Origin of the sequence: Pseudomonas tolaasii NCPPB 2192, from assembly GCF_002813445.1 — a bacterium.
Lineage (GTDB): Bacteria > Pseudomonadota > Gammaproteobacteria > Pseudomonadales > Pseudomonadaceae > Aquipseudomonas > Aquipseudomonas tolaasii.
Genome location: NZ_PHHD01000001.1, coordinates 4579509 through 4602072, shown reverse-complemented (window position 1 = coordinate 4602072; position 22564 = coordinate 4579509). Strand labels below are relative to the sequence as shown.

Sequence of the window (22564 nt, the reverse complement as noted above, 5' to 3'; positions counted from 1 at the left end):
CGCATGCGGCTGATCAGGCCTACCGCGAGCAATGAATGGCCGCCCAGTTCAAAGAAGTGGTCATGGCGGCCCACGCGTTCGACCTTGAGCACGTCGGCCCAGATCTGCGCGAGCGCGACTTCCACCTCGCCCACCGGGGCCACGTAGTCACGGCTCGGTTGCGCGCTTTGGTCCGGTTCCGGCAGGGCCTTGCGGTCCAGCTTGCCGTTGGCCGTCAGCGGCAGGCTGGCCAGGTGCATGTAGGCCGCCGGCACCATGGCGTCCGGCAACTGGCCTTGCAGGTAGCGGCGCAGGTGCTCGATATCCAGCGCCTCACGCGCGGTGAAGTACGCGATCAGGCGTCCGTCGCGGGCTATGACCACGGCCTCGCGTACATCGGGATGTTCGCTCAGGCAGGTCTCGATCTCACCCAGCTCGATCCGTACACCACGGATTTTCACTTGATCGTCGTTGCGACCCAGGTAGTCAAGGCGGCCGTCTTCCAGCCAGCGCACCAGGTCGCCGGTGCGGTACATACGCGCCTGCGGGTCGGCACTGAACGGGTCTTTCAGAAAGCGTTCGGCGGTCATTTGCGCGCGGTTCAGGTAACCGCGTGCCACCCCGGCACCGCCCACATAGAGTTCACCGGCAACGCCCAGCGGCACCGGTTTGAGTTGGGCGTCGAGCACGTACACCTGGGCATTGGCCACCGGTTTGCCGATGTGCAGGGTCTGCCCGGCTTCGATCACGCCGGAGGTCGCCACCACCGTCGCTTCGGTCGGGCCGTAGTTGTTGACCAGGGTGAAGCGCTGCGCCTGAGTGAACTGGCGCAGACGGTCGCCGCCGATCAGCAAGGTCTTGAGGGTCGGGTGTTGCAGGTTCTGGCTGAAGGCGTATTCCGCCACCGGCGTCGGCAGGAAACTGACATCCAACGGCTGGGCCAGCCACCAGGCGAGCAGCGCATCAATGTCTTCGTTGCCCTGCACCGCCGGTGGCAGATGCAGGGTGGCACCCACGCACAGCGCCGGCCAGACTTCCCACGCCATCGCGTCAAAACCGAAGCCGGCGACGCTGGAGGTGTGGCTGCCGGCATTGAGGTTGAAGGCCTCGCAATGCCAGTTCACCAGGTTGTCGAGGGTCTGGTGCTCAACCATCACGCCTTTGGGCAAACCCGTGGAACCGGAGGTATAGATCACATACGCCAGGTGGGCCGGGGTCAGGCCGTCAATCTGTGGATTGGCGCGCGCGGCGCCTTCCAGCAACAGGCGGTCGAGTTCGAGTACCGGCACGCTCATCGCCGGCAAGCGCTCGGTTAGCCCGGGTTGTACCAGCACCGCCACCGGAGCGCTGTCTTCGAGCAAATAGCCGATGCGGTCCAGTGGGTGGGCCGGGTCGACGGGCACGTAGGCCGCGCCGGCCTTGAGGATCGCGACCAGTCCCACCAGGGTTTCCAGGCTGCGACGCGCGCAGATCGCCACGCGATCATCCGGCTGCACGCCCAGTTCGATCAGACGATAGGCCAGCTGGTTGGCTTGCCGGTTCAGCTCGGCGTAGGTCAGCGTTTGGCCGTCGTACACCACTGCGAGCGCCTCGGGGCTGCGCTCTGCCTGCTGTTCGATACGCTGGTGAATGGTCAACCCGCGTGGGTAGTCGGCGTGGGTCTGGTTGAAACCTGCCAGGACCTGTTGGCGCTCGGCATCGGGCAACACCGGCAACTGGTTGACGGGGACCTGTGCGTTTTGCTCCAGCGCCTGAATCAGATGTTCCAGCGCGGTATGCATGTAACCGCAGAAACGTTGCGCGCCCAGTACCGGCAAGGCCTGAACGGTGAAGGAAAAACCGTCGCTGAACTCATCGACGCTCAGGGTCAGCGGGTAGTTGGTGCGTTCTTCGGTATGGAAGAATTCGATGCCCCGCCAGGCTTTTTCGGCCTCGTCACTGGTGTGGGCCGCCGTACTGTGGCGATAGTTGAGCAAGGCACTGAACAGGGGTTGCGGCGCGGCGACGCCACTGCAGCGTTGCGCCAGCACCAAGGGTGCATGCTCATGACCGAGCAATGCGGTCAGCCGTGCATGGGTGGCCTTGAGCGCCGCCTGGGCGCCTTGTTCACCGATATCCACGCGCAGCGGCAAGGTATTGATAAGCATACCCAGCGCGTGCTCCGCGCCCTCGCCTGCCTCCATGCGCCCCAGGAACACCGTGCCGAATACCACGCGCTGTTTGCCGGTGACGGCCGCCAGCACTTGCGCCCAGGCCAAGTGGCACAGGCTCGCGGTACTCACGCCCTGCTGGCGGGCCTGGGCGCGCAGGCGCTGGCTCAGCGCAGGTGCGACGGCCAACACGGCCTCCTCCAGGGCATTGCCGTCGCCCTGCACATCTGCCAGGCCGAACGGCAGTGTCGGCTCGTCCACCTCGGCCAGCATGTCGCGAAAGAACGCTTCGTGCTGTTGTTCCGTCACGCCCAGGCGCGCCTGTGCCACGTAATTGCGGTACGGCACCGGTTTGCCCAGTTGCGCGGCGTGGCCCAGCAGGTATTGCTGGATTTCATGCTGCACCACGGCCAGCGCGGCGTGGTCGGAGATGATGTGGTGCAACATCAGCAAGGCCAGCCAGCGCCCGTTCTGTGGGTCGTGGGCATAGGCGATGCGGATCAGCGGTGCCTGGCTGATGTCGAGGCGAAAGTGCCGGGTGTCGAAGCGTTGCTCCAGTTGCCGGCGAATATCACCGTCAGCCGGGTCCAGCACGAGCTCTTCAACCTGTAACTGCGCCTGGCGCAGCACGACCTGGTGCGGCTCGTCGAGCCCGTCCCAGATAACGGCGGTCCGAAAACTGTCATGCCGGTCAATCACGCATTGCAGGGCCTGGCTGAAATCGTCCAGGCACTGGCGGTTATCCATGCCAATGGCGCATTGCAGCACATAGGGATCGCCCTGCTGCGCCGACAGGTGGTGGAACAAAATCCCCGACTGCAGCGGCGCCAGCGGGTAGATGTCCTGGATGTTGGCGGCCCCGCCGGGAATGTGCGCGACAATACGGTCGATGGCCGGCTGGTCAAGTGTGGTCAGCGTCAGCATGTCAGGCGTGATTTGCGTGCAACCGGCCGCGATGCGGTTGGCCGGAATGTCCACCTGCCCGGCGCGCTGCGCCGTGTACTGCCCGGCATTGATCAAGGCGATCAGCGCTGCTTTATGCTCGCGCAGTGCGGCGAGCACACTTGGCTCTTTCAACGCCTGCTTGTTGCCCTGTACGACGAGCTGGTCACCCTTGACGGAGAGCTGAACGTCTTTTTCTTTTAATGTCGCCAACAGTTCGAGAACACTCACAGGACCATCTCCATTCTTTCGGTAATTTCGGCGTATTCCCAGAGCGTGGGTTGCTCGAACAGCGCCTTGACGTTCGCATCGATGCCATCCTGGCGTAACCGCCCGATCAGGCTGACAGCCAGCAATGAGTGGCCGCCCAGTTCAAAGAAGTTGTCGTGACGCCCTACCCGCTCCACGTTCAGCAGCTCCGCCCACAGCTGGGCCAGAGCGATTTCGGTGTCACCCTGCGGCGCTTCATATTCACGGGTGCGCAGCGCAGCCATGTCCGGGGCCGGCAGCGCCTTGCGGTCCAGCTTGCCGTTGGGACTCAGCGGGAACGCGTCCAGGTGCACAAACACCTGCGGCACCATGAACTCCGGCAGTTGCTCCAGCAGGTGGGTGCGCAGCGCGTCAGCCGCCGCCGGTTCGCCGGTGTAGTACGCCACCAGGCGTTTGTCGCCCGGCACGTCCTCGCGGGCCAGCACCGTGGCTTCCAGGATCTGCGGGAACTCACCCAGGCGCGCCTGGATTTCCCCCAGCTCGATTCGCAAGCCGCGGATCTTGACCTGATCGTCGTTGCGCCCCAGGTATTCGATGTTGCCGTCCGGCAGGAAGCGCCCGACGTCACCGGTGCGGTACAGCCGGCCTTCGCTGAATGGGTCGTTGAGGAAGCGTTCGGCCGTCAGGTCCGGGCGGTTCAGGTAGCCACGGGCAACCTGCACGCCACCGATGTACAGCTCGCCGCTCACGCCCAGCGGCACCGGTTGCAGGTGGGCGTCGAGCACGTACATGCGGGTGTTGGCGATGGCCTTGCCGATCGGGGTGTTGTCCGGGGTCGACGTACCGCTGCAGTCCCAGGCCGTGACGTCCACCGCTGCTTCGGTCGGGCCATACAGGTTGAACAGCTGGCTGCCCGGCAGTTGCTCTTTGAAGCGCCGCACCACGCTGCCCGGCAGCGCTTCGCCGCTGCACATCACCCGCACCAGCCCGGCCGCCTGGCTGACATCGCCATGGGCCAGGAACACGTCAAGCATCGACGGCACAAAGTGCAAGGTGGTGACCTGCTCGGCTTCGATAATGTCGCACAGGTATTGCGGGTCTTTGTGCCCGCCCGGGCGGGCCATGACCAGGCGTGCGCCGGTGAACAGCGGCCAGAAGAACTCCCACACCGACACGTCGAAACTGAACGGGGTTTTCTGCAGCACGCTGTCGTCTGCAGTGAGGCCGTATTCTTCCTGCATCCACAGCAGGCGGTTGACCACCGCGCTGTGTTCGTTGATCACGCCCTTGGGCTTGCCGGTGGAACCGGAGGTGTAGATCACGTAAGCCGCGTGCTGCGGGGTCAACGCGGCAACCGACGGGTTGCTGGACGGCAGGTGCTGCCAGTTGGCGTGATCGAGGTTCACCACCGGTACGCCGATGTCACCCAGCAAGTTACGGGTGGCGGTTTGCACCAGCACCACAGCCGGGGCGCTGTCTTCCAGCATGTAGGCCAGGCGGTCCTGCGGATAGGCCGGGTCCAGCGGCACATACGCGCCGCCAGCCTTGAGGATGGCCAGCAGGCCGACCACCATGTCGGCGCTGCGCTCGACGCAGATCGCCACCGGCGAATCCGGCTGCACGCCGTGCGCCCGCAGGTGATGGGCCAGGCGGTTGGCCCGGGCGTTCAGCTCGCGGTAGCTCAGGCGCTGGCCGTCGGCCAACACGGCAACTGCGTCGGGGGTGCGTTCAACCTGGGCTTCGAACAGGCCGTGCAGGGTCTGTTGCAGCGGGTAATCGCGGGCGGTGGCGTTGAACTTCACCAACAGGATTTCGCGCTCTACATCCGGCAATACCGGCAGGTGCTGCACGGCAGTGTTCGGTGCGTTTTCCAGTGCGTCGACCAGGCTGTGCAAGGCGGTCTGCAGGTAAGCCACGACCCGCTCGGCATCGACCCCGATGACCTGGGCGCTGAGGTGGAAACCATCGCCGCGGTCATCCACGTTGACGGCCAACGGATAGTTGGTGCGCTCTTCCCCGGCCAGGGTTTCGATCCCCACCCAGGCGTCACGGGTTTCATGCATGACGCCATCGCTGGCGCTGTGACGGTAGTTGAGCATCGCACTGAACAACGGTGAAGGCGCAACCACGCCGCTGCAACGCTGGGCCAGTGCCAGCGAGGCGTGCTCGTGTCCCAGCAGCGCCGACAAGCGGGCGTGAGTGGAACGCACCCCGGCACGCACGTCCTGGTGATCGAGGCTCACCCTCAACGGCAAGGTGTTGATGAACATCCCCAACGCCCGGTCGGCCCCGTCGCCACCTTGCATGCGCCCCATCAGCACGGTGCCGAACACAACGTCCGGTTTGCCCGAGGCAGCGCTCAAGACCCGTGCATACGCCAGGTGGAACAGGCTGGCGACGCTGACGCCCAACGTCCGTGCGGCGGCGCGCAGACGCAGATTCAAGGCGGCGGGCAGATCTTGCCCGGCTTCCCTGACGGCATGGCCGTCGCCCTGTACGTCCTGCAGGCCGAACGGCAGGGTCGGCTCGTCGATATCGCCGAGCATCTCGCGGAAGAACGCCTCATGCTCCTGCTCATCCGTACCCAGACGTACCTGGGCCACATAGTTGCGATACGGCATGGCCGGTGCCGGTGCGGCGGTTGACCCGGCCAGGCTGGCGGCGATTTCGCGGCTGACCACGTCGAGCGCCGTGTGATCCAGCGCCATGTGGTGGAACAACAGCACCGCCACCGTGCGTCCGTTGCGCTCGTCCCGTGCGTAGGCCAGGCGCAGCAACGGCGCCTGGCTGACATCAATGCGGTAATGACGGGCATCAAAGCGCGCGTGCAGTTGACTCAGCACGTCGCCCTCAGCCGGGTCGAGGAACACCTCTTGCAGCGGCAACCGGGCCTCACGCCACACCACTTGCGCCGGGGTGCCGAGGTCTTCCCAGGCAATTGCGGTGCGCAGAATGTCGTGCCGGTCGATCACACCCTGCAAGGCCTGGGCAAAACGCTGCAGACGTTCGACGCTGTCAAATGCCATTTGCGATTGCAGCAGGTACGGGTCGCCCTGCTCGGCGGTGATGTGGTGATAGAGAATGCCCTCCTGCAACGGCGCCAGCGCGTAGATATCCTGCACGTTGGCCACACCGCCCGGCACGCGGGCGACGATGCGCTCGATACTCGGCTGATCAAGGTTGATCAACGGCAACAACTGCGGGGTGATCCGGGTGCAGTCCGGGGTAATCAGGTTGGCCGGCACGGCCACCTCGCGTCCGCTGCCGACCGCCGCCGCCAGCGCGGCGAGAGTCGGCTGGCTGAACAAGACCCGCACATCGGCGCTCAGACTGGCCTGGCGCATGCGCTCGATCAGGCTCACCGCCAGCAACGAGTGGCCGCCCAGTTCGAAGAAGTTGTCGTGACGCCCTACTTGCTCGACCTTGAGCACATCGGCCCAGATCTGCGCCAATAGGGTTTCGATCTCGCCCTGGGGTGCTTCGTAGCCACGGCTGAGCAGCGCGTCCTGATCCGGTGCCGGCAAGGCCTTGCGGTCGACTTTACCGTTGTTGGTCAGCGGCAGGCTGTCCAGACGCACGTACGCGGCCGGGACCATGTAGTCCGGCAGTTGGTCGTGCAGATAGTCGCGCAGGGACTCGATGCTGACGTTTTCGCGTTCGGTGAAGTAAGCCACCAGACGCTTGTGCCCCGGCTCATCCTGACGGGCCAGTACCACCACGTCCTTGACCTGCGGGTGTTCGCCCAGGCGCGCTTCGATCTCGCCGAGTTCGATACGGAAACCACGGATTTTCACCTGCTGGTCGTTACGCCCCAGGTACTGCAAGGTGCCATCGGCACGCCAGGCCACCAGGTCGCCGGTGCGGTACATCAAACCGCCGTCGTTGAACGGATCGACCAGGAAAGCGTGGGCCGTGAGGTCGGCACGGTTCAGATAACCCAGCGCCACGCCCTGGCCGCCAATGTACAACTCGCCGGCAACGCCCACCGGTACCGGCTGCTGACGGGCATCGAGCACATAAGCGCGGCTGTTGCCGACCGGTTTGCCGATCGGGATGCTGCCTTCGTCAGCGCGCAGGATTTCATGGGTGGTCGAGAAGGTGGTGGCTTCGGTCGGGCCATAGCCGTTCAGCAAGTGCTGTGGCGCGCCGTCCTTGAGTACCCGTGCGATCACGCTGGGGTCCAGCACGTCGCCGCCGACAATCAGGTAACGCAACTGCGGGAAGACCGGCAGCAAACCTTCGGCGTATTGATGGAACAGCCCGGCGGTCATCCACAACACGCTGACCGATTGTTCGTGCAGCAAGGTCGCGAAGGCCTCGCGGGACAACAGCGTGTCCTGATCAACCACCACTACCGCGCCGCCGTTGAGCAATGGCGCCCACACGTCGAGGGTACTGGCGTCGAACGCCGGGTTGGAGGCAAAGGCCACGCGGTCCTGCGGATTGAACTCGGCATAGCCGTTGTTGATCACCAACCGCGTGATCGCCCGGTGTGGTACCAGCACGCCTTTTGGTGTGCCGGTGGAGCCGGAGGTGTACATGATGTAGGCGGCGGTTTCCGACGACTGTTCAAGGGCCGGGTTGTGCTCGGGCTCGGCACTCAGGTTGAGACTGTCCAGGTCAAGACGATGGCCAGATACCTCGGTGCCGCTGGTGGTCAGTACCCAGCGTGCGCCACTGTCTTCAATCATGAAGGCTTGACGATCCGTCGGTGCGTTCACGTCCAGCGGCACATACACCGCCGCGCACTTGCTGATTGCCAACTGGGCCACCAGCAAATCCACGGAGCGTTCCAGCAGTATCGCCACCTTGTCGCCCGGCGCTGCGCCAAGGCCTAAGAGGTGGTGGGCCAGTTTGTTGGCGCGTGCGTTCAGTTGCGTGTAGCTCAGTGAGACCGCGCCCTGCACCGCCGCCACGGCGTGCGCATGCGCAACCACTTGAGCTTCAAACACGCCGTGCACGGTTTGCGTCGATGGGAAATCCGTTGCGGTGGCATTGAAGGCCACCAACACCTGATCACGCTCCGCCGTCGGCAGGATGCTCAAACCGTTGATCGGCGCCTCCGGGGCTTGCTCCAGCGTCAGCACCAGTTGCTCCAGCGCGTTGTGCATGAACCGGCAAACACGTTGCGCGCCCACAGACGTCTGCGTCAGTACGTTGAGGCTGAAAGCATCGCCCAACTCATCGACGTTCAAGGCCAGCGGATAGTTGGTACGCTCCTCGCCGCCGAGCACCTCGATACCGTGCCAGCCTTCCAGGCTTTCGGTGCCGGCCGGTTGGCTGTGCCGGTAGTTGAGCAGCGCACTGAACAACGGCGCGGGCGCCGCCACCCCGCTGCAACGCTGGGCCAGCGCCAGTGAGGCGTGTTCATGCCCCAGCAACGCGGTCAAGCGGGAGTGAGTGGCTCGCACACTGGCGCGCGCACCCTGCCCGGCAAGGTCGATACGCAGCGGCAAGGTGTTGATGAACATGCCCAGGGCACGTTCGCTGCCTGCGCCGCCTTGCATGCGGCCCATCAGCACGGTGCCGAAGACCACCGTGTCCTGGCCCGAAGCGGCCGCCAGCACGTGCGCCCACGCCAGATGGAACAGGCTCGCGGCGCTGACCCCCAGTTGCCGTGACTGCGCCCGCAGACGCAGGGCCAATGCGGCGTCTACCGCCAGCGAGTGTTCTTCGATGCCATCGGCGTCGCTCTGCACGTCTTGCAGGCCGAACGGCAACGTCGGTGCGTCGATATCGGCGAGTTGTTCACGGAAGAACGCTTCATGGGCCTGCTCGCTGACGCCCAGGCGCGCCTGAGCCACATAGTTGCGATACGGCACCGGCTCGCCGAGGGTTTGTCGGCTGCCCGACAGACTCGCCTGCACCTCGTGGCGCACCACGTCCATGGCCGTGTGGTCCAGGGCCAGGTGATGGAACAGCAAGATCGCCGCGATCCGCTGGTTCGCCGGGTCTTCGGCGTAAACCAGTTGCATCAGGGGCGCCTGGCTCACGTCCAGGCGCGTGCGCCGTGCATCAAAGCGCTCATGCAACTGGCTCAGCACATCACCGTCGGCCCCATTCAGGGCAATGGCCCGCACTGCCAGCCTGGCGCTGCGCCACACCACTTGCATGGGCATCGCCAGACCTTCCCACACGATGCTGGTGCGCAGGATATCGTGACGGTCCACCACCGCCTGCAACGCTTGGGCAAACGCGTCCAGGCGGTCTTTATCGGCAAAGCTGAAACGCGCCTGCAACAGGTAGGGGTCGCCTTGCCCTGCACTCAGGTGGTGATAAAGAATGCCTTCCTGCAACGGCGCCAGCGCGTAGATATCCTGCACGTTCGCCGTGCCCCCCGGCACGGTGGCGACAATACGGTTGATGCTCGCCTGATCCAGGTTCGCCAACGGTAAATGATCCGGGGTGATACGGTTGCAGTCAGCACTGATCAGGTTGGCCGGTACCTGTACTTCATTGCCGCTGCCGAGCACCTTCGCCAGGCCCGCCAATGTCGGTTGGCTGAACAGGCTGCGCACATCGGCGGTCAACCCGGCCTGGCGCATGCGCCCGATCAGGTTGACGGCCAGCAAGGAGTGCCCGCCCAGCTCAAAGAAGTTGTCATGGCGACCAACACGCTCGACCTTGAGCACTTCGGCCCACAGCGCAGCCAGGGCGATTTCCACTTCGCCTTCGGGCGCTTGATAAGCCTGGCTGAGCACGGCCGATTGATCCGGCTCCGGCAAGGCCTTGCGGTCGAGCTTGCCGTTGGCGGTCAAAGGCAGGGTGTCGAGCCGCACATAGGCGGCCGGTACCATCGTGTCCGGCAACCGGTGTTGCAGCCAGTTGCGCAGGCTGTCGAGATCGAGCGCCTGGTACTCGGTGAAGTACGCCACGAGGCGACCATCCCGGGCCAGAACCACGCCTTCGCGCACGTCCGGGTGCTCGCCCAGGCAGGTCTCGATCTCGCCCAGCTCAATGCGCACACCGCGAATTTTCACCTGGTCATCGTTGCGACCCAGGTAGTCGAGCGTGCCGTCTTCCAGCCAACGGGCCAGGTCGCCGGTGCGATACAGGCGCGCATCGGGGGCGTGGCTGAACGGGTCCCGGATAAAACGCTCGGCGGTCATCTCTGGCCGGTTGAGGTAACCCCGCGCCACACCGGCACCGCCGACGTACAACTCGCCCGTGACGCCCCGCGCAACCGGTTGCAGGTGCGCATCCAGCACATACACCTGGGTGTTGGCGATTGGTTGGCCGATATGCAGGGTCCGGCCCGCGACTATGCGCCCGGAAGTCGCCACCACCGTGGCTTCGGTCGGGCCATAGTTGTTGACCAGGGTGAAACGCTGCGACGTGCTGAAGTGACGCAGACGATCACCGCCGATCAACAGGGTTTTCAGGGTCGGGTGTTCAAGGTGCTGGCTGAACGCGTATTCAGCCACCGGCGTCGGCAGGAAACTGACGTCCAGCGGCTGCGCGGTCCACCATGACAGCAATGCATCAATGTCCTCGTGGGCCTGCTGTGCCGGTGGCAGGTGCAGGGTTGCGCCCAAGCACAGCGCCGGCCAGATTTCCCAGGCCATCGCATCAAAGCCGAAACCGGCGACACTGGAGGTATGGCTGCCAGCGTGCAGGTCGAACGCGTCGCAGTGCCAGTTCACCAGGTTTTCCAGGGTGCGGTGTTCAACCATCACGCCCTTGGGCAAACCGGTGGAGCCGGAGGTGTAAATCACATACGCCAGGTTCGTCGGGGTCAAGCCGGCCACGCTCGGGGTGCCGGTCGGCTGGTAATGCCATTGATCGCCGTCCAGCGCGATCACCGGCGTGTGGGTGTCGCCCAACAGGTTGCGGGTATCCGACTGGGCCAGAACCACCTTCGGGGCACTGTCCTGCAACAGGTAACTGATGCGTTCCTGCGGGTGGGCCGGGTCGATAGGCACATAGGCCGCACCGGCCTTGAGGATCGCCAGCAGCCCCACCAGCGTTTCGAGGCTGCGACGGGCGCAGATGGCGACCCGATCGTCCGGGCTCACACCCTGTTCGATCAGGCTGTGCGCCAACTGGTTGGCGCGTCTGTCGAGCTGACGGTAGGTCAGTTGATGATCGCCCTGGCGCACGGCAATGGCCTCGGGCTGCTCCACGGCGCGGACTTCAAACAGCGCGTGAATGGTCTGGCCCACCGGGTATTCCCTGGCGCTGGCGTTCAGGTCCAGCAGCACCCGCTGGCGTTCGCGGGCCGAGAGGATCGGCAGCTCATTCACCGCAAGCGCAGGCGTGTGTTCCAGCGCTGTCACCAGGTTCGCCAGGGCCGTATGCATAAAGTCGCAAATACGCGCGGCACCGATCTCGTCCACGGCCAGGGCGACCAGGCTGAAGTCATCACCCAGGTCGTCCACGCTGAGGGTCAGCGGGTAGTTGGTACGCTCCTGGGCGGCGAAGAACTCGATGCCCTGCCACGCCTGTTCATCCTGCTGCACCGCGGCAATTGCGCTGTGTCGGTAGTTGAGCAGTGCGCTGAACAGCGGCTGTGGCGCCGCCACCCCGCTGCAACGCTGGGCCAGTGCCAGTGGCGCATGTTCATGGCTCAACAGCGCGGTGAGACGGCCATGGGTCGCCAGCGCCGAGGCGCGTACGCCCTCGGAGCCGACATCGACGCGCAGAGGCAAGGTATTGATAAACAAGCCCAGCGCCTGTTCAGCCCCCTCGCCGCCTTGCAGACGGCCGAGCAGCACGGTGCCGAACACCGCGTTGTCGCTGTTGCACACCGCGCCCAGCACCCGTGCCCACGCCAGGTGGAACAGGCTGGCCGCACTCACGCCCAATTGGCGGGCTTGCAGGCGCAGACGCTGGCTCAGCTCGGCGTCAAGTGGCAAGGCCGACTCGCGCAGTTGGCTGCCATTGCCCTGCACGTCGCGAACGCCGAACGGCAGCGTCGGCTCCACAATATCGCCCAGCAAGTCACGGAAGAACGCCTCATGCTCCGCCTCGCTGACGCCCAGGCGCGCCTGCGCCACGTAGTTGCGATAAGGCTGTGCATCGGCCTGCGGCGTGGTCTGCCCTTGCAGGTAGCCTTGCACTTCCTGGCGCAGCAGTTCCAGTGCCGTATGGTCCATGATCATATGGTGGAACATCAGCACCGCCAGCCAGCGATGATTCTGCGGGTCGGCAGCGCAAGCGATGCGGATCAGCGGCGCTTCACTGAGGTCGAGGCGGTGATGACGGGTGTCGAAACGCGCACGCAACTGGTCCTCGATGGCCCCCTGCGCGGTGTCCAGCGTCAACGTTTCCACCACCAGGCGGGCTTCGCGCAGCACCACTTGCAGCGGCTCGGCGAAACCGTCCCAAAGTACAGCAGTGCGCAACGCATCGTGGCGGTCGATTACCCGTTGCAAGCCGTAGCTGAAGGCATCCAGGCGTTCGCGGCTGCTCAGGCCAATCATGGCCTGCAACACGTAGGGGTCACCCTCGGCCGATTGCAGGTGATGGAACAGGATGCCCGCCTGCAATGGGGCCAGCGGGTAAATGTCTTGCACATTGGCCACGCCGCCCGGTACCTGCTCGACGATGCGGTCAAGGGTGGGTTGGTCGAGCGCTATCAGCGGCACCAGGTCCGGAGTAATGCGTTGGCAATCGGCGCCGATGCGGTTCGCCGGCACCACCACGTTGCTGCGCGCACTGCCCAGAGAGGCTGCGAGCGCGGCCAGTGTCGGCTGGCCGAACAACGCCCGCACATCGGTATTCAGGTCCTTCTGGCGCATGCGCCCGATCAGGCTGACGGCCAGCAATGAGTGGCCGCCCAGTTCAAAGAAGTTGTCGTGACGCCCTACCCGCTCCACGTTCAGCAGCTCCGCCCACAGCTGGGCCAGGGCGATTTCGGTGTCACCCTGCGGCGCTTCGTATTCACGGCTGCGCAGCGCAGCCATGTCCGGGGCCGGCAGCGCCTTGCGGTCCAGCTTGCCGTTGGGGCTCAGCGGGAACGCGTCCAGGTGCACAAACACCTGCGGCACCATGAACTCCGGCAGTTGCTCCAGCAGATGGGTGCGCAGCGCCTCAGACGCCGCCGGTTCGCCGGTGTAGTAGGCCACCAGGCGTTTGTCGCCCGGCACGTCCTCGCGGGCCAGCACCGTGGCTTCCAGGATCTGCGGGAACTCACCCAGGCGCGCCTGGATTTCCCCCAGCTCGATTCGCAAGCCGCGGATCTTGACCTGATCGTCGTTGCGCCCCAGGTATTCGATGTTGCCGTCCGGCAGGAAGCGCCCGACGTCACCGGTGCGGTACAGCCGGCCTTCGCTGAATGGGTCGTTGAGGAAGCGTTCGGCCGTCAGGTCCGGGCGGTTCAGGTAGCCACGGGCAACCTGCACGCCACCGATGTACAGCTCGCCGCTCACGCCCAGCGGCACCGGTTGCAGGTGGGCGTCGAGCACGTACATGCGGGTGTTGGCGATGGCCTTGCCGATCGGGGTGTTGTCCGGGGTCGACGTACCGCTGCAGTCCCAGGCCGTGACGTCCACCGCTGCTTCGGTCGGGCCATACAGGTTGAACAGCTGGCTGCCCGGCAGTTGCTCTTTGAAGCGCCGCACCACGCTGCCCGGCAGCGCTTCGCCGCTGCACATCACCCGCACCAGCCCGGCCGCCTGGCTGACATCGCCATGGGCCAGGAACACGTCAAGCATCGACGGCACAAAGTGCAAGGTGGTGACCTGCTCGGCTTCGATAATGTCGCACAGGTATTGCGGGTCTTTGTGCCCGCCCGGGCGGGCCATGACCAGGCGTGCGCCGGTGAACAGCGGCCAGAAGAACTCCCACACCGACACGTCGAAACTGAACGGGGTTTTCTGCAGCACGCTGTCGTCTGCAGTGAGGCCGTATTCTTCCTGCATCCACAGCAGGCGGTTGACCACCGCGCTGTGTTCGTTGATCACGCCCTTGGGCTTGCCGGTGGAACCGGAGGTGTAGATCACGTAAGCCGCGTGCTGCGGGGTCAACGCGGCAACCGACGGGTTGCTGGACGGCAGGTGCTGCCAGTTGGCGTGATCGAGGTTCACCACCGGTACGCCGATGTCACCCAGCAAGTTACGGGTGGCGGTTTGCACCAGCACCACAGCCGGGGCGCTGTCTTCCAGCATGTAGGCCAGGCGGTCCTGCGGATAGGCCGGGTCCAGCGGCACATACGCGCCGCCAGCCTTGAGGATGGCCAGCAGGCCGACCACCATGTCGGCGCTGCGCTCGACGCAGATCGCCACCGGCGAATCCGGCTGCACGCCGTGCGCCCGCAGGTGATGGGCCAGGCGGTTGGCCTGGGCGTTCAGCTCGCGGTAGCTCAGGCGCTGGCCGTCGGCCAACACGGCAACTGCGTCGGGGGTGCGTTCAACCTGGGCTTCGAACAGGCCGTGCAGGGTCTGTTGCAGCGGGTAATCGCGGGCGGTGGCGTTGAACTTCACCAACAGGATTTCGCGCTCGACATCCGGCACTACCGGCAGGTGCTGCACGGCGGTGTTCGGTGCGTTTTCCAGTGCGTCGACCAGGCTGTGCAAGGCGGTCTGCATGTAAGCCGCTACACGGGCAGCGTCCACGCCCGTGGCCTGTACGCCCAGTTGGAAGCCTTCGCCCTGGTCATCCACCGAAAGCATGCACGGGTAGTTGGTGCGTTCACGCACTTCGAACACTTCGGTGCCGGCCCAGTACTGCGGCCCCTCGCTTTCCAGCAACGGGCTATGGCGATAATTGAGGATCGAACTGAACAGCGGCGACGTCGCCGGTACACCGCTGCAACGTTGCGCCACCACCAGCGGCGCATGCTCGTGGCCAAGCAACGCGGTCAGCCGCGCATGGGTGGCCCGCACCGCTGCACGCACACCGGCTGCGCCGGCATCCACCCGCAGTGGCAAGGTGTTGATGAACATGCCCAGGGCGCGGTCGGCGCCATCGCCGCTCTGCATGCGGCCCAGCAGCACCGTGCCGAAGACCACGTCGTCCCGCCCGCTGACGCTGGCCAGTACGCGGCCCCAGGCCAGGTGGTGCAGGCTGGCGGCGCTGACGCCGAGGTGACGGGCCTGGGCCCGTAGGCGGCGGCACAGGTCCGGGTCGAGGTTCAGGCGCGCTTCCTTGACACCCAGGCCATCGCCCTGCACTTCTTGCAGACCGAACGGCAACGTTGGCTCGTCAACATCGCCCAGCATCTCGCGGAAGAACGTTTCATGTTGCGTCTGGCTGACACCCAGCAGGGCTTGCGCCACATAGTTTCGGTACGGCATGGCCGCACCCAGTTGCGCAAACTCACCGTTACGGAAAGCCTGGACTTCTTCGCTGATGACATCCAGGGCCGTGTGGTCCATGGCGATGTGATGGAAAAACAACAGGGCCAGCCAACGCTGATGGGCTTCGTCGTGGGCAAAGGCCAGGTGCATCAGCGGTGCGCGGCTCAGGTCAAGACGCGTCCGGCGCGGGTCGAAATGCGCGCGCAACTGCTCCAGCACGCTGCCTTGGGCGGTATCGAAATGCAGCTCTTCAAGCGCCAGCTCGGCGTGACGCAGCACCACTTGCACAGGGCGTTCCAGGCCCTCCCACAACAAGGCGGTGCGGGTGATGTCGTGACGTCCGACAACGGCTTGCAGGGCCAGGGCAAACGTGTCGAGCTGCGCGCGACTGTCCAGGGTGAATGTGGCTTGCAGCAGGTACGGGTCGCCCTGCTCGGCGGTGATGTGGTGGTAGAGAATGCCCTGCTGCAAGGGTGCCAGCGGGTAGATGTCTTGCACGTTGCCCGCGCCACCGGGCACCCGTGCAACAATCCGGTCGAGCTCGTCCTGGCTCAGGTCGATCAGCGTGAGCATGTCGGCGCGCAACTCTGTGCAGTGCGCCGGAATGCGGTTGGCCGGTACCTGGATTTCACTGCCGCCGCCCACCGCAGCCGCCAGCGCCACCAGCGTCGGCTGGCCGAACAGTACACGCACGTCGGCGCTCATGCCCAACTGGCGCATGCGCTCGATCAGCTTGACCGCCAGCAATGAGTGGCCGCCGAGTTCGAAGAAGTTGTCATGCCGGCCCACCCGGGCAACGCCCAGTACCTGGGCCCAGAGATCGGCCAGGACCGTTTCAGTGGCGCCTTGAGGAGCCGCGTATTCACGGCTGGCAAACGCCTCGACCTCCGGCACCGGCAGCGCGCGACGGTCCAGCTTGCCGTTGGGCGACAGCGGCAAGCGGTCCATCTGTACATAAGCGGCCGGGATCATATAGTCGGGCAGCAATGCCTGCAGGTGCGCACGCAGCTCATCAATGCCAGGCCTTGCGCGTTCGGCCTCGGCCGTGAAGTAGGCAACCAGGCGCTTGTCCCCCGGGCTGTCCTCACGCACCAGCACCGCGGCATCGCGAATGCCGGCGTACTGGGCCAGGCGCGCTTCAATTTCGCCCAGCTCCACCCGGAAGCCACGGATCTTGATCTGGCCGTCGTTGCGGCCCAGGTAATCAATTTCACCCGTTGGCTGGTGGCGCCCCAGGTCGCCGGTTTTGTACAGGCGGCCGCCCGCCACGAACGGGTCGGCCAGGAAGCGCTCGGCCGTGAGGTCATCACGGTGCAGATAGCCGCGCGCCACGCACGCGCCGCCGATGTAGATTTCACCGGCCACGCCCAGCGGTACCGGTTGCAGCTGTTCATCCAACAGGTAAATGCGGGTGTTGGCCACCGGCACACCAATGGACGGCAGCACCGGCCACGAAGCGGCATCGCCGTCCAGGGTCAGGGCCGTGGTCACGTGGGATTCGGTCGGGCCATAGTGGTTGTGCAAGCGGCAACCCGGCAGGCGCTGGAACAACGCACGCATCTGCGCGCTGATACGCAGTTGTTCACCCGCAGTGATCACATCGCTCAGTGCACACGCCAGACCACCCAGCTCCGGCTCATCGGCCACCGCTTCCGCCAGCGCCTGCAAGGCGATGCACGGCAGGTACAAACGCTGGATGCGCTGTTCGCAGATATGGCGGAACAACTGGCGGAAGTTGAGCCTTACATCGCCATGGATCAACGACAGTTCACCCCCGGCACACAGGGTGCTGAAGACTTCCTGGAACGCCACGTCAAACCCCAGTGCCGCGAACTGCAACGTGCGCTGAGCCTCGCGGCCATCCGCCACGGTCTGCGCGATTTGCCACTGCATGAGGTTGACCAGCGGCCCGTGGGGCATGGCCACGCCCTTGGGCTGGCCGGTGGAGCCAGAGGTGTAGATCACGTACGCCAGGGCGTCGGCCTGCAGGCCTTGCACCAGCGGGTTATGCGCAGGTTGTGCGTCGATGCCCGCCGGGTTGTCGAGACACACGGTGGGCACGCCCGCCGCGCCGAAACGCTGCGCCAGGGATTGTTGGGTCAACAGCGCCTTGGGCGCGCTGTCGTGGAGCATGTAGGCCAGGCGTTCGTCCGGATAGGCCGGGTCGAGTGGCACGTAGCCCGCGCCCGCCTTGAGAATCGCCAGTAATCCGGCGACCATTTCCAGGCTGCGTTCGGCGCAGATCGCCACACGATCATTCACACCAATGCCATCAGCGATCAGGCGATGGGCGATACGGTTGGCCAGGCTGTTCAATTGGCCGTAGCTCAACGCCTGGCCTTCGTACGTCACCGCAGTAACGTCAGGCTGGCGCAGCACCTGGGCCTCGAACAGCGCATGCACGGTGGCCGTGGCCGGGTATTCGGCGTCGAAGGCGTTGAAGTCGTCCAGCAGGTGGTGCCGTTCGGCATCGGGCAACAACGCCAGGCTGTGCAGGCTTTGGTCCGGCTGATGCTCCAGCGCGTCGGCAATGGCTTCCAGCACGCGGTGCATGTAACCGCACACGCGCTGCGGGTCGACACCCGTCACCGCCTGCACGCTCAGGCCAAAGGAGTCGCCGAGGTCATCCACCGACAGCATCAGCGGGAAGTTGGTGCGCTCTTCACCGCCGAGCATTTCCACGCCCGCCCACTTCAGGGCTTTGCCCGCGTCTTCGGCCGACTGCGCGCCGACTGCCGCGTGCCGGTAGTTGAGCAAGGCGCTGAACAAGGGGGTAGGCGCCGCCACACCGCTGCAACGCTGGGCCAGGGACAACGGCGCGTGTTCATGACCGAGCAAGGCGGCCAGCCGCGCGTGGGTGGTTTTCAGCGCGTCTTGCACGCCCTGACCGCCCGCCTCGACGCGCAACGGCAAGGTGTTGATGAACATGCCGAAGGCGCGGTCGGCGTCTTCACCACTGCTCAAGCGGCCCATCAGTACCGTGCCGAACACCACGTCGCGGCGCCCGGACAAGTGCCCCACCACCTGGCCCCAGGCCAAGTGATGCAGGCTGGCATTGCTGACCCCCAGGCGCCGTGCCTGGGCGCGCAGGCGCTGGCCGAGTTGCGCGGCCACCGGCAGGTTGGCCTGCCGAATGCCCTGACCATCACCCTGGACGTCCTGAAGCCCGAACGGCAGGCTCGGTTCGTCAACATCGCCGAGCATCTCGCGGAAAAACGCTTCATGGGCGGCCTGGCTGATGCCCAGCCGGGTCTGCGCCACATAATTACGGTAAGGCACCGAAGGCGCCAACTGGTCAGCCCGCCCCTGCAGGCAGGCTTCGATTTCCGCGCCGAGCAGCGCCAGCGAGGTGGCATCGTCAATCAGGTGGTGGAACTGCAGCACCGCCACACAGCCCTCACCGCCCGGTTCCTGGGCGAAATGCAACGCCATCATGGGCGCACGGGTCAGGTCCATGCGTGTGTGACGCGGGTTGAAGCGTTGCGTGAGCTGTGTGGCCAGATCGTCGGCCGACGGCGCCAGTTGCACCTCCTGCACCGGCAGGCGGGCTTCACGCCAGACCACTTGCACCGGCTCGTCCAGGCCTTGCCAGGCGACCGACGTGCGCAAGATGTCGTGACGGGCGATCACCTGTTGCAGGGCTTCGACGAAATCCACCAGGCGTTCGCGGCTCTCCATGCGCAGCAGCGCTTGCAGCAGGTACGGATCGCCTTCGGTGCTGGTCTGGTGGTGGAACAAAATGCCTTCCTGCAGCGGCACCAGCGCGTAAATATCCTGCACGTTGGCCACACCACCGGGGATGCCGGCGACCAGGGTGTCGATTTGAGCCTGGGGCAGCTGCACCAAAGGCAGCATGTCCGGGGTGATGCGCTGGCAATCGTTCGGGATGGCATTGACGGGCACCTGCACCTGGTGCCGGTTGCCGGCGGCCGCCGCCAGTGCGACCAGGGTCGGCTGGCCAAACAACACGCCCACATCGGCGTTAAGGCCGACCTGACGCATGCGCTCGATCAACTTCACCGCCAGCAGCGAGTGGCCGCCCAGTTCAAAGAACTGGTCATGACGGCCGACCTGCTCGACGCCGAGCAACTCGCTCCAAAGCCCTGCCAGGGTGGTTTCCAGCGCGCCCTGCGGCGCCTGATATTCACGCCGCGCAAACGCTTCGGCATCCGGCGCCGGCAGCGCCTTGCGATCCAGCTTGCCGTTGGTGGTCAGCGGGAAGCTGTCCAGCGTTACGAAGGCGTTGGGCACCATGTAATCGGCCAGAGACACCAGCAACTGCGTGCGCAACGCGGCAGCTGACGGATGGGCACCCTCGGCAGCGATCAGATAGGCCACCAGGCGCTTGTCACCCGGCTCGTCTTCACGCACCACCACTACCGCTTCACGCACGCCGTCGCAGGCCGCGAGACGGGCTTCAATTTCACCCAGTTCAATCCGGAAACCCCGGATCTTGACCTGGTCGTCGTTACGCCCCAGGTAGTCGATGCTGCCATCCGCCTGCCACCGCCCCAGGTCGCCGGTACGGTACATACGCGCACCTGGCGTGGGGTCGAAGGGATCGTGCAGAAAGCGTTCGGCGTTGAGTTCAGGGCGGTTCAGGTAGCCACGGGCCACGCCCGCGCCGCCCACGTACAACTCACCTTCGACACCGTGCGGCACCGGCCGGCCCTGGGCGTCGAGGACGTACAGGCGCAAGTCCGGAATGCGCCCGCCTATCGGGCTGGTGCCGACCAGTTGCGCATCCGCCGCTTCCAGCGCCCGGTAGGTCACGTGCACGGTGGTTTCAGTAATGCCGTACATGTTCACCAGTTGCGTACCGGCGTTGGCCATACGCGCATACCAGGGCTTGAGAATCGCAGGCTCCAGCGCTTCGCCACCAAAGATGACCTGGCGCAGCGAGTGCTGCAACGCACTCTGGCCCTGGGCGGCGATCAACGAGCGAAACGCGCTCGGCGTCTGGTTGAGGATGGTGACGCCCGCACTGCACAGCAGCGCATAGCATTCGTCCGGCGAGCGGCTGGTGACTTGCGGCACTACCAGCAGTTGGCCGCCGTGAATCAGTGCACCCCAGATTTCCCACACGGAGAAATCGAAGGCGAACGAGTGGAACAACGCCCACACGTCCTGATCGTTGAAACTGAACCAGGCATCGGTGGCGGTAAAGAGCCGCGTGACGTTGCGGTGTTCGATCATCACGCCTTTGGGCAAACCGGTGGAGCCCGAGGTGTAAATCACATAGGCCAGGCTGGTCGCGGTGAGGCCTGCAACCTGCGGGTCCTGTATCGATTCCTGGTGCAGGCTCGTTGCGTCCAGATCAATCACCGGCACCGCGAGCTCGGCCACCAGTGCCTGGGTCGCCGCCTGTACCAGCACCGCCACCGGCGCGCTGTCCTGCAAGGTGTAGCTGATGCGTTCCTGGGGATAGGCCGGGTCGATCGGCACATAACCGGCGCCGGCCTTGAGGATACCCAGCAGCCCGACGATCATTTCCAGGCCGCGCTCAACGCAGATCGCCACCCGGTCATCCGGGCGCACACCCAGGCTTAACAGACGGTGCGCCACCTGGTTAGCGCGACGGTTCAACTCGGCGTAGCTCAAGCGCTGCTCGTGGAAAACCACGGCCGTCGCATCGGGCCGTGAGGCGGCCCGGGCTTCAAACAACCCATGCAGGGTGGCATCGCCGGCCGGCGTACTGGAGCCGGCGTTCCAGTGCTGCAACAGCGCGCGGTCGCGCTCGGTGGTCAGCGAAAAGTCATTCACCGCCAGCGCGGCATTCTCCAGCGCTTGCTCCAGCACGTAGGTAAAGCGCTCCGCCAGGCATTGGATTTCCTCGGCATTGAAATACGCTTCGTTATAGACGTAGTGGGCCCATGCCTTGTCTTTCAGGTTGCTGGCACGCAGGTGAAAAGCCAGAGGCATCTGCTCGTGGCTGTTGGTGACCTTGACCGAGTCGCCCAGCCCTTGCGCGAACTGGTACAGATGGTCGTCCTGTTCGTAGGACAGGGTCACATCGAACAGCTGGCCGCCTTCGTTGCGCAGGTTCAAGCCGCTCAAGGGGAAACGCTGGTGCCGGTAATCCTGTTTGAGCCCGTCACGCACCGCACAGATGACCTCGCCAAAGGTCAGCTCGCGGCCGAGGCTGAAACGCACCGCGCTGACCTGGGTAAACATGCCCACGGTGCCTTTGAACTTGCCCGTGCGGTTGAGCAACGGCAGGCCCACCACCCATTCATCGCGCTGGGTCACGCGGGTGAAATAGACATACATGGCCGCCAGCAGCACATGGTAGGTCGAGGCCTGGAAGTCTTGAGCCAACTCCCCCATGCGTTCGTGCAAGGCCACCGGGAACGGCCGCGCGTAATGCCGGCCCGGCGCCTTGCCCTTGGCGAATTGGTTGTGATGCCGCGCCGCGAACAACGGCTCCGGCAGGCTCTGGTATTTCGCCTGCCAGTAGTCATGGTCCTTGGCATACCGCGCCGACTCGCGGTAGCGCAGGTCGTCGTGGATGAAGTCCACGTAAGAGGTGGCTTCCATGTCCGGCTGCCGCCCCTCGAGCAGGTCACTGTACAGCGCGCCGAGCGATTGCAGCATCTCACCGAAGGCCCAGCCATCGAGGATGATGTGGTGGGCCTGGTTGATCGACCAGTAATGGGTGTCGGCGAGTTTGATCAGGAAAAACCGGCACAGCGGCGCCTTGGTCATGGGGAATGACCGCGCCATATGCTCTTCAACGAAGGCCATGGCCGTGCCGACGGGATCGGCCTGCGTGGAGAAATCCAGAAATGGCACGTCGACCTTGATCGCCGGCACGAACGCCTGCAACGGGACGCCGTCGGCATCCGTCTCGTCAACCAGTGCGAGGCGCAGGGCATCGTGCTTGTCCACCATCAACTGCACGGCACGCTGCATCACTTCGGGGACGATCGGCCCCTGGATTTCCAGGTAGTTGCCGATGTTGTAGAGCGGCGAATCGCCCTGGCTGATCTGGTCGAGCCAGATGGCTTTTTGCGAGGCGGTCAGCGGGAAGGTTTGGGGCTTCAT

At 65.0% G+C, this 22564-nt stretch carries 2 protein-coding genes (1 of these 2 running past the window's edge); both read right to left on the bottom strand.

Annotation, left to right across the window (positions count from 1 at the left end):
* A protein-coding gene (locus ATI14_RS21280; protein WP_100831512.1) for a non-ribosomal peptide synthetase crosses the window boundary here: on the bottom strand, nt 1–3302 show its 5' portion. Its footprint begins 16099 nt before the window's first position; 3302 of the gene's 19401 nt are visible here — the first part of the coding sequence; the start codon lies at nt 3300–3302; the stop codon falls past the left edge of the window.
* On the bottom strand, nt 3299–22564 hold the full coding sequence (locus tag ATI14_RS21275; protein WP_100831511.1) for a non-ribosomal peptide synthetase: 19266 nt from the start codon (nt 22562–22564) through the stop codon (nt 3299–3301). Before ATI14_RS21275 ends, ATI14_RS21280 begins: the two co-directional genes overlap by 4 nt.